This window comes from Pseudoxanthomonas suwonensis (assembly GCF_000972865.1).
GTDB lineage: Bacteria > Pseudomonadota > Gammaproteobacteria > Xanthomonadales > Xanthomonadaceae > Pseudoxanthomonas > Pseudoxanthomonas suwonensis_B.
Map to the genome: position 1 here is coordinate 3,552,987 of NZ_CP011144.1, position 15,600 is coordinate 3,568,586.

Sequence of the window (15,600 nt, forward strand, 5' to 3'; positions counted from 1 at the left end):
CCGTGTCGCCGACTGAAGTCAGCTCCTACAGAAGAGCGGCCGCGCCTTGGCTGTTGTAGGAGCCGGGTTCAGCCGGCGACCCGACGACCTCGGCACAGGCGATGCCCTCATGGTTCCGACGCCCGTGTCGCCAGCAAGCTGTGCTCCTGCAGGAAACCCGGAACGATCGGACGGCGGCCCCGGCTAAAGCCAGTGCTTTTTGCTCCAGGGCCGTAGCGACGGCCCCACACCGAAGCCGACGCCCTTGGTTCGCGACGACGCCTGCGGCTGACCCGGGAGCCGGGCGGCCTTCCCCGGAGTCGGGAGAAAAACCCTTCCTGCGCCTCAACCCTTGCGCGCCAGCCGCCAGATCGCGACCGCGCTGAACAGCACGGTGAACCCCACCGCGCCGCCCGCGGCCACCAGCACCGGCACGAACTGGAGCTTGTCGATGCCGCCGGCGTGCATGGCCAGCTGGCTGACGTGGAACTGCGGCCACAGCGGCACCTGCCAGTGCATCGACTGGGGCAGTGGGAAGAACATCCCGGAGAGGTAGCAGCCGGGCAGGTAGACCAGATTGGCGTAGCCGGGCGCGGAGCTGCCGCGGAACAGGGTGCCGATCATCAACCCCATAGCGCAGAAGGGGATTGCGCAGGCGAGCAGCGTCGCGCTCATGGCGACGATCCGCACCGGTTCCAGCGGCAGGCGGCCGGCCGCCAGCGCCACACCGAGGATCGGCAGGTAGGCGATGGCGCCGAAGGCGAGCCCGCACGCGATCTTCGCCACCAGCCAGGATCCCGTCGGCGCGGGCTGCGCGCGCTTCAGCCGCAGCATGCCCATCTCGCGCTCCATCGCCAGCGACGTGCCGATGCCGAACAGCGCCGGCATGCTGATCGCCATCACCGAGAACGCCGAGAACAGGAACACCCCCACCATGGGATCCTTGGCCGTGGCGTCGGCGGTCACCACCAGCCCGATGAGCGCGTACAGCGCCACCGGCATGACCAGCACCGGGAAGGCCAGGCCGGGGTTGCGCAGCAGCCGCAGCGCCTCGCAGCGGGTCTCCTCGAGGTAGGCGGCCATGAGCCGCCGCGGCGGCGGTCCCGCGAGGGCGCGATCGTTCAGGGCATCGGCGTTCATGCGGCCTCCCGGGTGAGTTCGTTGAATGCTTCGTCGAGCCCGGCCTGGCGCACTTCCAGCCGGGCGAGGGTGGGATCCTCGGCGAGCAGGCGGCGCACCACGGTCTCGGCGTCGCTGGCGGTGAGGTGCAGGCGGTCGCGCTCCAGGCGCGCGTCGAGCACGCCGGGCCAGCCGCCCACCTCGGCGGCGCTGAGCCGCGACTCGCAGCTGATCCGGCGCTGCGCCACCAGCGCGCGCATGTCGTCGACGCTGCCGGAGGCCACCACCCGGCCCTTGGCGATCACCGTGACCCGGTCGGCCAGCGCCTCCGCTTCCTCCAGGTAGTGGGTAGTGAGCACGATGGAGCATCCGCCCGAGAGCAGGCTGCGGATGCTGGCCCACAGCGCTTGGCGCGCCTGCACGTCCAGGCCCACCGTGGGCTCGTCGAGGAACAGCACGCGCGGCTGCCCGCAGATGGCCACGGCGAACTGGACCAGCCGCTTCTGCCCGCCGGAGAGCTTGCCGTAGGGCCTGCCGGCGAAGGCGGAGACGCCGGCGCGGTGCAGGGTCTCCTCGAGTGGCAGCGGATCGGCGTAGTAGCTCGAGGCCAGCCGCACCAGTTCGTGCGCGCTCAGTTCCTTGGGCAGCTCCACGTCCTGCAGCATCACGCCCAGGCCCTGGCGGCGGGCGATCTCCTGTGGGTCGCCGCCGAGCAGGGTGGCGTTGCCGCCGTCGGCTTCGATCAGGCCCAGCCACAGCGCGATGGCGGTGGACTTGCCGGCGCCGTTGGGCCCGAGCACGGCCAGCAACTCGCCGCCGCGCACCTGGAGGTCGATGCCGTCCAGTGCGGTGACGTTGCCGAACGTCTTGGTGATGCCACGCAGCTCCGCGACCGGCGAACCGCCGCTGCCGGGTGGCGGTACCGGAGCCGGCGAAGACGGGTCGGGCGGCGCGCCCGCGGACTTGCCGCGCCTATACCGGCGGCCATTGAGCAACTGGCCGACGGCCGTCGGCCGCACCAGCCAGTGGTAGCTGGCGAACAGCACGATCAGGCTCACCGCCAGGACGAACGGATACTTGATGCCCCAGTGCAGCTGCCAATGGCCTACCCAGACCTGCAGCGCCACGACCACCGGCAGGTGCGCCAGGTACACCCAGTACGAGGCGTCGGCGATGTAGCGGCGCAGCGGGCTGGGGCCGGACAGGAAGCGCAGCGCGGCCCCGGTGATGCCCATCGCCAGGCCCCACGCGGCCACGCCGGACATCAGCGCGAAGCCGGACTTGGTGAGGGTGGTGTCGTCGACCAGGTCGAAGGGATTGGCCGGGAATCCCGGCGGTGCCATCGGCGACACGCGCAGGCTCGCCAGCATCCAGGCGGCGGCCAGCGTGCCCGCCAGCAGGTTCGGCAGCCAGTGCCTGGCGATCGAGGCCAGCGCGTCGCGCGAGCGGTGCACCAGCCAGCCGAAGCCGAAGGCCACGCCATAGCCCACCAGCGGCGCCGGTTGCGGGATCACGGTCTGGTCCGGCGCGGGGATTCCCGACCAGTAGAACCACATCGGCAGCGCCATCAGCGCCAGCGACACCGGGATGCCGAGCAGCAGCACCACCAGCGGCACCCGGAGCATGCCCGAGACCAGTGCGTCCACCGCGCCGCGCAGCTTGCGCGAGCGGTCGATGCGCACGACCAGGGCGCGGACCAGCAGCGTGACCGCATAGAGCTGCAGCAGCTGGTACAGGAACCACAGGTGCGCCAGCGGGAAGGCGCCGAAGGCCTTCGGCATCTCCGGCATCGGCGGCAGGTTGCCGCCGAAGGACTTGCTGACGCCCGCGATCCAGATCCACATGATCAGCGGATACAGAACCACCCAGCCGATCACCAGCGGCACGGCGATGCGCAGCAACCGGTTCCTGCAGAAGCCGCCGGTGCCCAGGCGCTGGTGCAGGAGCCGGGCGAAGAAGCCGGCGAGCAGGAAGAACAGCGACATGCGGAAGATGTGCGCGACAAACGCGGCATCGGCGAGGAAGGGGCTGGGCGAGTTGTCGACCATGGCCCAGATGCCGGGCGGCCATCCGGGCATGAACGACAGCGCGGCATGGAAGGCCACGCCGAGCAGGAGCGCGAAGCCGCGCACGGCATCCAGTGCGTGCAGGCGTTGTGGGTCGGCGTGGTGCATGGGCGGGGTTCCTCAGATGAAGTCGCGGCGGCGCGCGGCCGTGGCCAGCGGCAGCGCGACGGCGATGGCGAGAACCAGGAATTCGACGAGCAGGACGTTGAGGACCGTGCCGTTCCAGACCGGAACCGGGCCCGACAGGTGGTCGCGGATCCCGGGCAGGGCGCCGACGACGAACATGAAGATGCTCACCGCCATGTTGGTCACGATGATGATCGCGATCACGGCGGCCTCCGAGCGCGCATGCAGCGCTGCGCACAGCACCACCGAGAAGTTGGCGAGCAGGAAGCCGGACAGCAGGGCCACGTAGGGCAGCATGCCGTCCGGCACATCCGGCGAGGCCAGCACCAGGACGACCGCCGAGGCCGTGGCCACCAGCCACGGCACCATGTAGCTCAACAGCAGGCCGGCGGTCTTGGCGAACACGTACCCGCGGATCGAGACCGGCAGGCTGAGCACGAACTGCAGCGACTGTTCCTTGCGCTCCTGGGTGACGCCGTAGAGGGCGAGCATGACGCCGCAGGCGATGACGGCGGTGATCCAGGCCAGCGAGCCGATGTTGAAGGCGGTCGCACCGAAGCTGCAGACCAGGGCGGCGAGCGCGGCGGCCACGGCGGTGCCGGCCATCATCCAGCGGTTGAGGTACAGCTCCTTGGCGACGAGCTTGCGGATGACGATGCTCATTGGCCGCGCGCCTCCCGGTGGTGCATGACGTTGGCGACGAAGATCTCCTCCAGGCTCATGCGCTGCACGTGGCGCACCGCCGGGCCCAGTTGCGCCAGTTGCCGTTCGTCGAAGCGGTTGGTGGTCAGGGTATGGAAGTGGCCGTCGCAGGCGTGGCCGACGATGTCCGGCAGTTCCGGCAGGGTGGCGCCCGGCGCCAGCTGCACCTCGATCCGGCGCCAGCGCTCCAGGAACTCCTCCTTGTCGCCGCTGTCCACGATCCGGCCGCGGTCCAGGAAGGTGATGCGATCGGAGATGCGCTCCACGTCCACGGTGTTGTGCGATGAGAACAGGATGGAGCGGCGCTCGTCGCGCAGCACGTCCATGAACTCGGTGAGCAGCTCGTGGCGCGCCACCGGGTCCAGGCCGGTGGTGGGCTCGTCGAGGATGAGCAGCCGCGGGCGGCGCGCCAGCGCCAGCAGCAGCGTGGCCTTGATGTGTTCGCCGTGCGAGAGGCTGCGTGCCGTCTGCGCCGGGCGCAGGTTGAAGCGCCGGATCAGCCGGGCGGCGTAGTCCGCGTCCCAGTCCGGGTAGATCGAGGACACCAGCGTCATGTGCCAGCCCAGCGTGGCATTGGGCATCAGGCGCATGTCCGCCGAGACGTAGCCGATGTCGCGCTTGGCCACGGCCTGCGCCTCGGGCATCGGGCAACCCAGCACGCGGATCTCGCCCGCGTCGGGGGCCAGCATTCCCATGGCCATGCGGATGGTGGTGCTCTTGCCGGCGCCGTTCGGGCCCACGAAGCCGAGCACCTGTCCCGGTTCCAGATCAAGCCAGAGGTCCTGCAGGGTGAAGAAGCGGAACGCCTTGGTGACGCCGCGCATCTCGATGTGTCGGGTCGCAGTCATTTCGATTCCAGCTTCTGTTGCACGCGGCGCAGGCGCGCCGCCAGTTCTTCGGGGGACAGGCCCAGTTGCAGGGCGATCCCGGCGGCGGCCTCCAGGTGCTCGTCCAGCTTCTGGTTCCGGATCTCGCTGGCCAGGTTGCCGGCCTCGGCCACGAACGAACCCTTGCCGTGGCGGGTCACGATCACGCCTTCGGACTCCAGGTCCAGATAGGCGCGCTTGACGGTGATCACGCTGACGTTGAGGCCCGCCGCCAGTGCCCGGATCGACGGCAGTTCCTTCCCGGCCGGCCAATCGCCGGCGGCGATGCGCGCCCGGATCTGCTCCATGATCTGGAGGTACATCGGGCGGGCGTCCGTCTGCGAGATGTGGAGGCTACTGTACATACTGTGCATACAGTGTATGCACAGTTTCCGGGCGAAGGGAAGTCCCTGCGCGAACCTTCCTCGGCCCGGGTCGGGTGGGCGGGCGCCGTACCCCTCCCGAGGGGGCTATGGGACGCGCAAGTTCTTGTTTCTGCATGGAATGGCGGGCCTCGGGGTGCCGCCCTGTGCTACAATCCGCCGGTTCCGCACCGCCCGCCGCTGCCGCCATGGCGCGGGCGCCGATCCGCCCCAACCGAAGCGTCCTGAATGACCGAAACCGCCAAAGAAATCATCCCGGTCAACCTCGAAGACGAAATGCGCCGCAGCTACCTCGATTACGCCATGAGCGTGATCGTCGGCCGCGCGCTTCCCGACGTCCGCGATGGCCTGAAGCCGGTGCACCGGCGCGTGCTGTTCGCGATGAACGAGCTCGGTGCGCACAGCAACAAGCCGTACTACAAGTCCGCGCGCATCGTCGGCGACGTCATCGGCAAGTACCACCCGCACGGCGACCAGTCGGTCTACGACACGCTGGTGCGCATGGCCCAGCCGTTTTCGCTGCGCTACCTGCTGGTGGACGGGCAGGGCAACTTCGGCTCGGTCGACGGCGACGCCGCGGCGGCGATGCGTTACACCGAGGCGCGCATGTCGCGCCTGACCCACGAGCTGATCGCCGACATCGACAAGGAAACCGTCGACTTCCAGCCCAACTACGACGAGAAGGAACAGGAGCCGACGGTCATGCCGACCCGGTTCCCGAACCTGCTGGTCAACGGTTCGGCCGGTATTGCCGTGGGCATGGCCACCAACATCCCGCCGCACAACCTCACCGAGGTGGTGAACGGCCTGCTGGCGCTGATCGACGAGCCCGAGCTCGACGTCGACGCACTGATGCAGCACATCCCCGGTCCGGACTTCCCGACCGCGGGCATCATCAATGGCGTCGGCGGCATCCAGCTGGCCTACCGCACCGGCCGTGGCCGCGTGCGCATGCGCGCCAAGGCCGAGGTCGAGGTGGCCGACAACGGCCGCGAGGCGATCATCGTCACCGAGATTCCGTACCAGGTGAACAAGGCGCGGCTGATCGAGAAGATCGCCGAGCTGGTCAAGGAAAAGAAGCTCGAGGGCATTTCCGAACTACGCGACGAGTCCGACAAGGACGGCATGCGCATCTACATCGAGGTCAAGCGCGGCGACTCGGCCGAGGTGGTGCTCAACAACCTCTACCAGCAGACCCAGCTGGAGTCGGTGTTTGGCATCAACATGGTGGCGCTGGTCGACGGCCGCCCGCAGCTGGTCAACCTCAGGCAGATCCTCGACGCCTTCCTGCGCCACCGCCGCGAGGTGGTGACCCGCCGCACCATCTTCGAACTGCGCAAGGCCCGCGCCCGTGCCCACGTGCTCGAAGGCCTGACCGTCGCGCTGGCCAACATCGACGAGATGATCGAGCTGATCAAGACCTCGGAGAGCCCGCAGGTGGCCAGGGAGCGCATGCTCGGCCGCACCTGGGAGCCGGGCCTGGTCGGCGCGCTGCTGGCCGCGACCGGCGCCGAGGCGTCCAAGCCGGACGACCTGCCGGCCGGGGTCGGCTTGGTCGACGGGCCGGCTTCAATCAGGCAATACCGGCTGACCGAGACCCAGGCCCAGCAGATCCTGGAGATGCGTCTGCACCGCCTTACCGGCCTGGAGCAGGAAAAGCTGACCGAGGAGTACCGCCAGCTGCTGGAGACCATCCGCGGCCTGATCGAGATCCTCGAGGATCCGGACGTGCTGCGCGAAGTGATCCGCACCGAGCTGAACAACCTCAAGGAGGAGTTCGGCGACGCGCGCCGCAGCGAGATCCGCGCCAGCGAGGAGGACCTGGACATCCTCGACCTGATCGCGCCGGAAGACGTGGTGGTGACTTTGTCGCACGCCGGCTACGCCAAGCGTCAGCCGGTGTCGGCGTACCGCGCACAGAGGCGCGGTGGCCGCGGCCGCAGCGCGGCGGCGACCAAGGAAGAGGATTTCATCGACCAGCTGTGGCTGGTCAACACCCACGACACGCTGCTGACCTTCACCAGCAACGGCAAGGTGTTCTGGTTGCCGGTGCACCAGCTGCCCGAGGCCGGCTCCAATGCCCGTGGCCGGCCGATCATCAACTGGATCCCGCTGGAGGAAGGCGAGAAGGTCCAGGCCGTGCTGCCGGTGCGCGAGTACGCCGAAGGCCTGTACGTGTTCTTCGCCACCCGCAACGGCACGGTCAAGAAGACCCCGCTGACCGAGTTCGCCTTCCGCCTGGCGCGCGGCAAGATCGCGATCAACCTGGACGAGGGCGACGCGCTGGTCGGCGTGGCCCTGACCCACGGCGCCGCCGACATCATGCTGTTCGCTTCCAACGGCAAGGCGGTGCGCTTCGACGAGTCCGAAGTGCGTTCGATGGGCCGCACCGCCACCGGCGTGCGCGGCATCCGCCTGGCCGATGGCGGGGAGGTGGTCAGCCTGGTGGTGCCGGAGGGCGAGGGCGACATCCTCACCGCCAGCGAACGCGGCTACGGCAAGCGCACGCCGCTGGAGGAGTACCCGAAGAAGGGCCGCGGCACCCAGGGCGTGATCGCGATCCAGACCAGCGCCCGCAACGGCAAGCTGGTCGGCGCGATCCAGCTGTCCGAGCAGCACGAGGTCCTGCTGATCTCCGACGGCGGCACCCTGGTGCGTACCCGCGCCTCGGGGATCTCCCAGGTCGGCCGCAACACCCAGGGCGTGACCCTGATCCGGCTGGGCGAGGGCGAGTCGCTCCAGGCGGTCGAGCGGGTGGACGCCTCGCTGGACGAAGAGGACGAGCCGACGGTCGCGCGTGGCGACGATGCCGCGGCGGCGGAGTCCGCACCGCAGGCCTGAGCCTGCGCATGCGGGAGAGCGAACGCCGGCCATGGGCCGGCGTTCGTGTTTTCGGGTGTCGCGTAGCGTCGCCGTGCCGTTCGTGGCCGCTGCCGCCGGATTCCGCCCGATCGCTGCCGGAGCCGGCCGGGCCGGCATCCGCAGTGCCTGATGCAACGTTCGTGCGGCATTGCGCCTACGGCGCTGCAGCCAGGGTTGGCGCATGGAGCAACGACCCCGTCGTCCCGGCGAACGCCGGGACCCAGCGACTTCTGGCTTTGCCGCGAACGGACAGGTCGCGAGGAAAGTCACTGGGTCCCGGCGTGACCAGCCATTCGGCTGTTATAGATCGCTTCGGCTGTGATGAAGCGCTTCGCCGGGACGACGGGCGAGGGATGGGCAAGGCCAGCAGAGGCGAACTGACGATGGCTCCCGTTCGCGATGCGGCTGTCATTGCAGCCGGCATCGCCAGACCAACCGGCGTGCCTAGATCGTCCGGCACTGCCTCCAGCGCACGGCATCTTCGCTGCCCGGGCGCGGGTTGAGCTGCACGCGCACGGTGCGCAGCGGCGGGTAGCGCTCCAGCTCGCTGCAGATCAGCGGCCAGACCATCTGGTCGCTGCCGCTGCGGTCGATCACCAGGGTGGCGCGGGTCAGCCAGTAGGCGCGGGTGATACCGGGCACCTCGGACAGCGTGCGCGCGACGTCGCTCTGGTAGCGGGCCAGGGTGGTGTCGTCCGGGTTCTCCTGGATGACGTCATCGTCGACGGGGGCCGCCGCTGCGGCGGCGGGTTCGGCGGGGGTCGCCGGCGTGGCGGCGGGTGCCGACGTCGGCGTCGCGGCGACCGTGGCGGAATCGCGGTTCGCCGAAGATTCCAGCTGCGGCAGCAGCACCGCCACCACCAGGCCCAGCGCCAGCGAGGCGCCCAGCGCGATCAGGGTGTGCCGCTTGGCCTGCGCGGTGGCGTCGGCCTCGATGCGCCGGGTCGTGTCGGCGGGCATGAACGGCTTGAGCAGCGGCCACAGGCGGCGACCGTCGATGACTTCGATGCCGCGCGCGGCCGCGGCGGCCAGCGCGTCGCGCTCGGCGCGGCCCTCGGTGAGCAGGATCCCGGCGCGCGCGCCGGCCATGTCCATCGCACTGGCCAGTTCCTCCACGCTCGATTCGCCGAGGCGGTAGGCCATGCCGTGCTTGCACGACAGCAGCCAGCGGCTGTCGCCGTCGGTCATCAGCAACTGGCTGCTGCTCGAGTCGCTGCCCGGATCGGGACCGTGGCTGGCGTCGCGCAGGCCGCGCTGCTGCATGGCCTGGCCGATGATCGTGGCGAACTCGCGCCAGCGCAGGTTGGCCAATGCACGCAGGCCTGCGGCGGTTTCCGTTTCCTGACGCCGCACCAGCCACAAGTAGATCACTGCCAACACGGCCGCGAGCGCAGCCAAGGCCAGTCCCAATATCCAGGAAGACATGCGGATCCCTGCCAGAAAGCCCCTGTACCGGAGCGCGATGTTACACGTCTGGCGATGGCGCGCGCCGGAAAGAAAGTGGCCCGCCAGTCCGGTAGCCGAGAGGGGAGGGGAGCAAACGGCGGTGGGACTGGCGGGCCGGTTCCGATTCTGCCGCAGCGCTTTGTGCTCTGCAACAAACCGGTGGAGGTCAGATTTCCGGCGGCGGCGGGGCAGCGGCGTCCGTACCGCGCGAGCGCTGCAGTTCGCGGGTCAGCGCGTCGATGCGCGCGCCGAGCGCGTCCAGGTCGTCGCGGGTGGGCACATCGAGCTGGCGCAACGTCTGCTGCACGCGCTGCTCGAACACCTTGCCCATGGTTTCCCAGGCCTCGCCGGCGCGGGCCTGTGCCCGGCCCATCGCCGAGTCCAGGCTCTGGCGCAGGCCTTCCAGCCGGCCGGCGGCGCCGGCGGCCGAAGCATCCGCGCCCTCGACCTGGCGGCCTTCCTCGGCCAGCTGGTCGAACAGCCGGCTGCCCTCGTTCTGTGCGCGGGCCAGCGCGCCGATACCGGCGAGCCAGACCTGGTGGGCGTTGTCACCCAGTTCGCGGGCGATGCGGCCGGCCTGTGCCTGCAGGTCGGCGACGCTGCCCAGTCCGGGGGTGTGGCCGGGGGTGTCGGGTTCAGCGCTCATGTCCGGTCCTCGTGGTGTTCGCGACCGGACCAGTCTGCGCACCGGCGCGATAAGAGGACGTGAGTTGCCCGCCGTCAGTCCAGGCGCTCGTCCAGCACCCGCCGGATCTCGGCCTCGACCTGGCCGCGCAGCGCCGACAGCAGGAAACCCAGTTCGGCCGTCACCCGGACCTGGCGCGGCAGCAGCTCGACCTGGCCCTGCAGGCCGGGGCCGGACAGCTGGACCGAGTCGCCCTGCCAAGCACCGGAAACCCCGTAGCGGTCGCGCAGCTGCGCGGCGATGCCGTCGACGATCGCGCGCGCCTCGTCCGCGCTGCGGGTGTGCGGATGCAGGATGTCGATGCGGGCCATGGCGCAGGTCGGGAACGGGGGGCGGAAAGGGTAGCCGCGATGCCGGCACAGGGCCAGCGGGACGGGCATCCGAATGCTAGGCTCTGCCCCCAATGTCCGACCTGCAACTCCATTTCGCCCAGCGCCAGCAGGCGGACCACCCCCTGTCCCCCGGCGTCCACCGCGTCGTCCGCCAGCCCAACGGCGCGCTGGGGATCGGCGATGCGCTGCCCGGGGTGCTGCTGCTGCAGTTCTGCCTGGACCGGCGTGGGCTGTGGCTGCAGGTGCCTCCCGGCGCCCGCGGGGTCCACGTCAACGGGCGCCCGGTGCAGCGGATGGCGCTGCTGCGTGCCGGCGACGCGGTCTACGTCGACGGTGTGGAACTGCTGGTGCGCGCGCCGCTGCGGCCGCGGCCGGCGCCGCTGGACCCGGGCGAGCATGCCGGCGACCCCCGCGTCGTCCTGCGCGGCGTGGGTGGCCAGCACCATGGCCGCAGCTTCACTCTCGGTCCGCCGCGGCTGGTCGGCACCTCGCGCGAGGCCGACATCCGCATCGACGACCCCGCGTTCCCGGCGCGGCATGCGCTGCTTGAGCGGCATGGGGACGTGGTCCTGCTGCGCGGCCTCGGCCAGGAATCCAGCGTGGTGAACGGCGTGGCGGTGCGCGACGCTGTGCTCGGTGTGGGCGACCAGGTGGTGTTCGACGGGCAGCACCGGTTCGTCGTGGAATTCCCGGCCGCGCCGGCGGACGTTCCGTCGCAGGCGACGGTGCCGGCCGCGGAGACCGAGCCGGTTGCCGCAGTGTCGGACGATGGCCCGGCCCGGCCCCGGGCGCGCCTGCCCTGGCTGCTGCTGGCCGCGCTGCTGCTGGGCCTGGTGTTCAGCGCGCTGCTGTGGTTTGGCGCGCGCTGAGCCACCGCACCGCGCGCCAGCCCAGCAGCACCGCCAGGATCGCCGCGTACAGCGCCGGCTCGCGCAGGTCGGACTTCACCAGCCACCAGAAGTGCAGCACCGCCAGCACGCCCACGGCGTAGACCAGCCGGTGCAACTGGCCCCAGCGCCGGCCCAGCCGCCGCATCCAGCCCAGGGTGGAGGTGATCGCCAGCGGCACCAGCAGCAGCCAGGCGGCGAAACCGACGGTGATGTACGGGCGCTTGGCGATCTCCTCGAACACCTGCGTCCAGTAGCCGCCGAGGTCCAGCACCAGGTAGGCGGTCAGGTGCAGGCTCGCGTAGAAGAAGGCGTACAGGCCGAGCATGCGCCGGAAGCGCAGCAGCACCGCCTGGCCGGTGAGCTGCCGCAGCGGCGTCACCGCCAGGGTCAGCAGCAACAGGCGCAGCGCCCACAGGCCGGTGCGGTGCTCGATCTCGGCCACCGGGTCGGCGCCGAGCGCGTCTCTGCCGGTGCGCCATACGTCGGCGATCTGCCAGGCCAGCCACGCCGCCGGCAGCAGCGCGGCCACATGCACGGCGGCCTTGGCCCACACCAGCGCCGCCGGCGTGGGCGGTCGCGGGCGGCGGCTCATGCGTCGCCCGTCGCCGCCACGGTCGCGGTCAGTACCACTTGCGCAGGTCCATGCCGGCGTACATCGCGGCGACCTGCTCGGCGTAGCCGTTGAACGGGCGGGTCGGGATCCGCCCGGCGAACAGCTTGCTCTTGCTGCCGGCAATGCGGCGCTCGGTCTTCTGGCTCCAGCGCGGGTGGTCGACGTCCGGGTTGACGTTGGAGAAGAAGCCGTACTCCGACGGCTGCAGGTCGTGCCAGGCCGTCGGCGGCATCCGCTCGGCGAAGCGGATCGCCACGATGGACTTGATCGACTTGAAACCGTACTTCCACGGCACCACCAGCCGCAGCGGCGCGCCGTTCTGCTGCGGCAGCGGCTTGCCGTACAGGCCGGTGGCCAGCAGGGTCAGCGGGTGCATGGCCTCGTCGATGCGCAGGCCCTCGCGATACGGCCAGTTGATCGAGCGGTAGCGGATGCCCGGCATCTGCTTGGGATCGGCCAGGGTGGTGAAGGCCACGTACTTCGCCCGGGAGGTCGGTTCGAAGCGCTTGAGCACGTCGCCCAGCGGCACGCCCAGCCACGGGATCACCATCGACCAGCCCTCGACGCAGCGCAGCCGGTAGACGCGCTCCTGCGGCGCCAGCCCGTGCAGCAGGTCTTCCAGCGCGACGCGGCCGGGCCTGGCGCATTCGCCGTCCACGGCCACCGACCAGGGCGAGGTACGCAGCGTCTTGGCCGCGCGCGAGGGGTCGCCCTTGTCGGTGCCGAATTCGTAGAAGTTGTTGTAGGTGGTGATGTCCTCGTAGCGGGTGAGTTCCTCGTCCGTGCGGAAGCCGGCCTTCGCGTCGGCGCTGCTGATCGCTGTCTTCGGTGGCGGCGGAGGTTCGGCCTCGGCGCAACCGGACACGGCGCCGAGCAGCGGGCTGGCGGCGAAGGCGGCCAGCAACCGGCGACGGTCGCGGTAGACCGGCTCGTCGGTGATTTCGCCGGCAGGAATCCTGGGCAGGCGCAGGATCGGCATCGCATGGCTCCGGTGGAACGCAACGGTTGGGACCGCGGCCGGGGCAGGGCGGTTCCCGGCATCGCACGCGGTCGTCGGCGCCGGTCTTGGTTGCGCCCGCAACCGCTGCACTGCGGCATACTACGGGACCTTTCGTGACGGGTGGTTCATGGCGCGCGCCTACAACTTCAGTGCCGGCCCTGCGACATTGCCGGAACCGGTCCTGCGCCAGGCGCAGGCCGAGATGCTGGACTGGAACGGCGTGGGCGCCTCGATCGTGGAGCTGAGCCATCGCGGCGCAGAATTCATGGACGTGGCCGCGCAGGCCGAGGCCGACCTGCGCCGGTTGCTGTCGGTGCCGGACGACTACGCGGTGCTGTTCCTGGCCGGCGGCGCGACCACCCAGCAGGCACTGCTGGCGCTGAACTTCGCCGCGCCCGGGCAGGTCGCCGACTACGTGGTCACCGGCCACTGGGGCAGGACCGCGATCAGGCAGGTCGAGCCGTACGTGCGCGTGCACGTGGCCGCCGACGGCGGGCCGGGCGGCTTCCGCGACATCCCGCCGCGCGACACCTGGTCGCTGAGCGCGGATGCGGCCTACGTCCACATCACCGCCAACGAGACCATCCACGGCGTCGAGTTCCGCGACACGCCGGAGGTGGGCGCCGCACCGCTGTTCGCCGACTTCAGTTCCTCGATCGCCTCCGAACCGGTGGACGTGTCCCGCTACGGGCTGATCTACGCCGGCGCGCAGAAGAACCTGGGCCCGGTCGGGATCTCGGTGGTGATCGTGCGCCGCGAGCTGTTGCAGCGCGAGGGCCAGCCGCGCGCGGACATCTTCACCTATGCCTCGCACGCGGCGCGCGACTCGATGCTCAACACCCCGCCGACCTGGAACTGGTACCTGCTCGGCCTGACCGTGAAGTGGATGCTTGACGAGGGCGGAGTGGAGGAATTCGCGCGGCGCAATGCGGCCAAGGCCGGACTCGTCTACGGCGCGATCGACGCGTCCGGCGGCTTCTACCGCAACGAAGTGGCCCCGGCGGTACGTTCGCGGATGAACATCCCGTTCTTCCTGTCCGACGAGACCCTGACCGCGCGCTTCGTCGCCGAGTCGAAGGCGGCCGGCCTGCTGGCGTTGAAGGGGCACAAGGCGGTCGGCGGGCTGCGCGCCTCGCTGTACAACGCCATGCCGGTGGCCGGCGCGCAGGCGCTGGTCGATTTCATGCACGATTTCCAGCAGCGGCATGGCTGAGCGGCTGGCAGATTGATCTTCTTGTAGGAAGCGCACTTCAGGGCGCGACCGCCATGCGGCCGACGCCAGAGACCACGGAACCCCGCCCATGGCACCACCGAAAAAAACCGCGGCCGGACAGCCGGCGAAGAAGAAACCGGCGCCGCGAGGCAAGCAGGCCGCGCCTGCGGCTGCGCCGCCGCTGCTTGCCGACGTGCGCGCGCAGATCGACGGCATCGACCGCCGGATCCAGGAACTGATCGCGCAGCGCGCCGGCTTCGCCCTCCAGGTCGGCAAGGCCAAGGGCAAGCTGGCCGCGGCGGTGGACTACTACCGGCCCGAGCGCGAGGCGCAGGTTCTGCGCATGGTGGTCGACCGCAACGAGGGGCCGCTGTCGGACGAAGTCCTGGTCCACGTGTTCCGCGAGATCATGTCGGCCTGCCTGGCGCAGCAGGAGCCGCTGAAGATCGGCTACCTGGGTCCGGAGGGCACCTTCAGCCAGCAGGCGGTGCTCAAGCACTTCGGCCGCTCGGCGCACGGGCTGCCGCTGGGCAGCATCGAGGAAGTGTTCCAGGAGGTCGAGGCCGGCAACGCCGACTTCGGGGTGGTGCCGGTGGAGAATTCGGGGCAGGGCACGATCCAGGTCACCCTGGACATGTTCCTGACCTCGCAGCTGAAGATCTGCGGCGAGGTCGAGCTGAAGGTGCACCAGTACCTGCTCTCGCGCAGCGGGCGGATCGAGGACATCGAACGCGTCTACGCGCACCCGCAGGCGTTCGCGCAGACCGCCGGCTGGCTGCGCGCCAACCTGCCCAAGGCGGAGAAGGTGCCGGTGTCGAGCAATGCCGAGGGCGCGCGCCGGGCGCGCGGCGCCGACGACGCGGCGGCCATCGCCGGCGAGAGCGCGGCGCACGTGTACGGCCTGAAGAAGGTCATCATGCGTCCGATCCAGGACGACAAGGACAACACCACGCGCTTCCTGGTGATCGGCCGGCAGATCTTCCCGCCGTCGGGGCACGACCGCACCTCGGTGCTGGTGTTCATCCACGACAAGCCCGGCGCGCTGTTCGACGTGCTCAGTCCGTTCGCCCGGCACGGGATCAGCATGAACCGGATCGAGTCGCGGCCGTCGCACCAGGCCAAGTGGGAGTACGCGTTCTTCATCGACCTTGCCGGGCACGTGGAGGACGAGGCGATGAAGCAGGCGCTGGCGGAACTGGAGAAGCACGCAGCGCAGGTGAAAGTACTGGGGTCGTATCCGGTGGCGGTGCCGTAGGGCATTCCGTCGCACGGAAACGCATGTCGGTGGGAGCACGGCCATGCCCCTCGCGGGACACGC

At 70.2% G+C, this 15,600-nt stretch carries 14 protein-coding genes and 1 pseudogene; 4 read left to right on the forward strand and 11 right to left on the reverse strand.

The annotated features are described in order from the left end of the window. Nucleotides 1–324: 324 nt before the first annotated feature. From WQ53_RS14680 to WQ53_RS14700, 6 genes and pseudogenes are all read right to left on the reverse strand, one after another. Complete coding sequence (locus WQ53_RS14680) at nucleotides 325–1,119, reverse strand: ABC transporter permease (protein ID WP_052633447.1); 795 nt, start codon at nucleotides 1,117–1,119, stop codon at nucleotides 325–327. After that, nucleotides 1,116–1,982 (reverse strand): ABC transporter ATP-binding protein, encoded by an 867-nt coding sequence (locus WQ53_RS17290; protein ID WP_052634116.1) that lies wholly within the window; start codon nucleotides 1,980–1,982, stop codon nucleotides 1,116–1,118. The genes WQ53_RS14680 and WQ53_RS17290 overlap by 4 nt, the downstream gene beginning before the upstream one ends. Nucleotides 1,983–2,189: 207 nt before the next feature. Continuing rightward, nucleotides 2,190–3,272: pseudogene (locus tag WQ53_RS17295) on the reverse strand (acyltransferase family protein); the annotation flags it as partial. A gap of 12 nt (nucleotides 3,273–3,284) precedes the next feature. Beyond that, nucleotides 3,285–3,953 (reverse strand): ABC-2 transporter permease, encoded by a 669-nt coding sequence (locus tag WQ53_RS14690; RefSeq protein ID WP_052633448.1) that lies wholly within the window; start codon nucleotides 3,951–3,953, stop codon nucleotides 3,285–3,287. Further along, nucleotides 3,950–4,840, reverse strand: a complete 891-nt coding sequence (locus WQ53_RS14695; RefSeq protein WP_052633449.1) for an ABC transporter ATP-binding protein — start codon at nucleotides 4,838–4,840, stop codon at nucleotides 3,950–3,952. Before WQ53_RS14695 ends, WQ53_RS14690 begins: the two co-directional genes overlap by 4 nt. Next, nucleotides 4,837–5,181 (reverse strand): GntR family transcriptional regulator, encoded by a 345-nt coding sequence (locus tag WQ53_RS14700; RefSeq protein WP_173427219.1) that lies wholly within the window; start codon nucleotides 5,179–5,181, stop codon nucleotides 4,837–4,839. The genes WQ53_RS14695 and WQ53_RS14700 overlap by 4 nt, the downstream gene beginning before the upstream one ends. A 288-nt stretch (nucleotides 5,182–5,469) precedes the next feature. Between WQ53_RS14700 and gyrA the strand changes: the two genes are divergently transcribed. Next, entirely contained in the window at nucleotides 5,470–8,082 is a 2,613-nt protein-coding gene (gyrA, locus tag WQ53_RS14705; RefSeq protein ID WP_052633451.1) for a DNA gyrase subunit A, read from the forward strand. 465 nt (nucleotides 8,083–8,547) lie between these two features. Here the strand turns inward: gyrA and WQ53_RS14710 are convergent, their stop codons facing one another. The 3 genes from WQ53_RS14710 to WQ53_RS14720 all read right to left on the reverse strand — a co-directional run bounded on the left by WQ53_RS14710 (nucleotide 8,548) and on the right by WQ53_RS14720 (nucleotide 10,545). Continuing rightward, nucleotides 8,548–9,528 carry a restriction endonuclease gene (locus tag WQ53_RS14710; RefSeq protein WP_052633452.1) on the reverse strand — a complete coding sequence of 327 codons (981 nt, stop codon included), beginning with the start codon at nucleotides 9,526–9,528 and terminating at the stop codon, nucleotides 8,548–8,550. A 187-nt stretch (nucleotides 9,529–9,715) separates the two neighbouring features. Next, the gene (locus WQ53_RS14715; protein ID WP_082113062.1) at nucleotides 9,716–10,195 is read right to left on the reverse strand and encodes a phasin family protein; all 480 of its coding nucleotides are present in this window, start codon (nucleotides 10,193–10,195) and stop codon (nucleotides 9,716–9,718) included. 74 nt (nucleotides 10,196–10,269) lie between these two features. Then, on the reverse strand, nucleotides 10,270–10,545 hold the full coding sequence (locus tag WQ53_RS14720; RefSeq protein WP_052633453.1) for a polyhydroxyalkanoic acid system family protein: 276 nt from the start codon (nucleotides 10,543–10,545) through the stop codon (nucleotides 10,270–10,272). Between the two features lie 92 nt (nucleotides 10,546–10,637). On the opposite strand from WQ53_RS14720, the gene WQ53_RS14725 reads away from it, so the two are divergent. After that, entirely contained in the window at nucleotides 10,638–11,435 is a 798-nt protein-coding gene (locus tag WQ53_RS14725) for an FHA domain-containing protein (RefSeq protein WP_052633454.1), read from the forward strand. On the opposite strand, the gene msrQ is transcribed toward WQ53_RS14725, so the two are convergent. Together msrQ and msrP are read right to left on the reverse strand one after the other, a co-directional pair. Beyond that, the gene (gene msrQ, locus WQ53_RS14730; RefSeq protein WP_052633455.1) at nucleotides 11,404–12,048 is read right to left on the reverse strand and encodes a protein-methionine-sulfoxide reductase heme-binding subunit MsrQ; all 645 of its coding nucleotides are present in this window, start codon (nucleotides 12,046–12,048) and stop codon (nucleotides 11,404–11,406) included. The two genes, WQ53_RS14725 and msrQ, sit on opposite strands and share 32 nt — an antisense overlap. A 28-nt stretch (nucleotides 12,049–12,076) precedes the next feature. Continuing rightward, nucleotides 12,077–13,048 (reverse strand): protein-methionine-sulfoxide reductase catalytic subunit MsrP, encoded by a 972-nt coding sequence (gene msrP, locus WQ53_RS14735; protein WP_052633456.1) that lies wholly within the window; start codon nucleotides 13,046–13,048, stop codon nucleotides 12,077–12,079. A 148-nt stretch (nucleotides 13,049–13,196) separates the two neighbouring features. Here msrP and serC point away from each other — a divergent pair, with 148 nt between their 5' ends. Then, nucleotides 13,197–14,282 (forward strand): phosphoserine transaminase, encoded by a 1,086-nt coding sequence (gene serC / locus WQ53_RS14740; RefSeq protein WP_052633457.1) that lies wholly within the window; start codon nucleotides 13,197–13,199, stop codon nucleotides 14,280–14,282. An 88-nt stretch (nucleotides 14,283–14,370) separates the two neighbouring features. Continuing rightward, a complete protein-coding gene (gene pheA, locus WQ53_RS14745; RefSeq protein ID WP_052633458.1) occupies nucleotides 14,371–15,537 on the forward strand; it encodes a prephenate dehydratase in 1,167 nt (388 codons plus the stop codon). The last annotated feature ends 63 nt before the right edge of the window (nucleotides 15,538–15,600 follow it).

Bases quoted from the DNA above. Each gene is read 5' to 3' on its own strand.
- WQ53_RS14680 (WP_052633447.1), bottom strand. From the start codon at position 1,119: ATGAACGCCGATGCCCTGAACGATCGCGCCCTCGCGGGACCGCCGCCG.
- WQ53_RS14690 (WP_052633448.1), bottom strand. From the start codon at position 3,953: ATGAGCATCGTCATCCGCAAGCTCGTCGCCAAGGAGCTGTACCTCAAC.
- WQ53_RS14695 (WP_052633449.1), bottom strand. From the start codon at position 4,840: ATGACTGCGACCCGACACATCGAGATGCGCGGCGTCACCAAGGCGTTC.
- WQ53_RS14700 (WP_173427219.1), bottom strand. From the start codon at position 5,181: ATGTACCTCCAGATCATGGAGCAGATCCGGGCGCGCATCGCCGCCGGC.
- gyrA (WP_052633451.1), top strand. From the start codon at position 5,470: ATGACCGAAACCGCCAAAGAAATCATCCCGGTCAACCTCGAAGACGAA.
- WQ53_RS14710 (WP_052633452.1), bottom strand. From the start codon at position 9,528: ATGTCTTCCTGGATATTGGGACTGGCCTTGGCTGCGCTCGCGGCCGTG.
- WQ53_RS14715 (WP_082113062.1), bottom strand. From the start codon at position 10,195: ATGAGCGCTGAACCCGACACCCCCGGCCACACCCCCGGACTGGGCAGC.
- WQ53_RS14720 (WP_052633453.1), bottom strand. From the start codon at position 10,545: ATGGCCCGCATCGACATCCTGCATCCGCACACCCGCAGCGCGGACGAG.
- WQ53_RS14725 (WP_052633454.1), top strand. From the start codon at position 10,638: ATGTCCGACCTGCAACTCCATTTCGCCCAGCGCCAGCAGGCGGACCAC.
- msrQ (WP_052633455.1), bottom strand. From the start codon at position 12,048: ATGAGCCGCCGCCCGCGACCGCCCACGCCGGCGGCGCTGGTGTGGGCC.
- msrP (WP_052633456.1), bottom strand. From the start codon at position 13,048: ATGCCGATCCTGCGCCTGCCCAGGATTCCTGCCGGCGAAATCACCGAC.
- serC (WP_052633457.1), top strand. From the start codon at position 13,197: ATGGCGCGCGCCTACAACTTCAGTGCCGGCCCTGCGACATTGCCGGAA.
- pheA (WP_052633458.1), top strand. From the start codon at position 14,371: ATGGCACCACCGAAAAAAACCGCGGCCGGACAGCCGGCGAAGAAGAAA.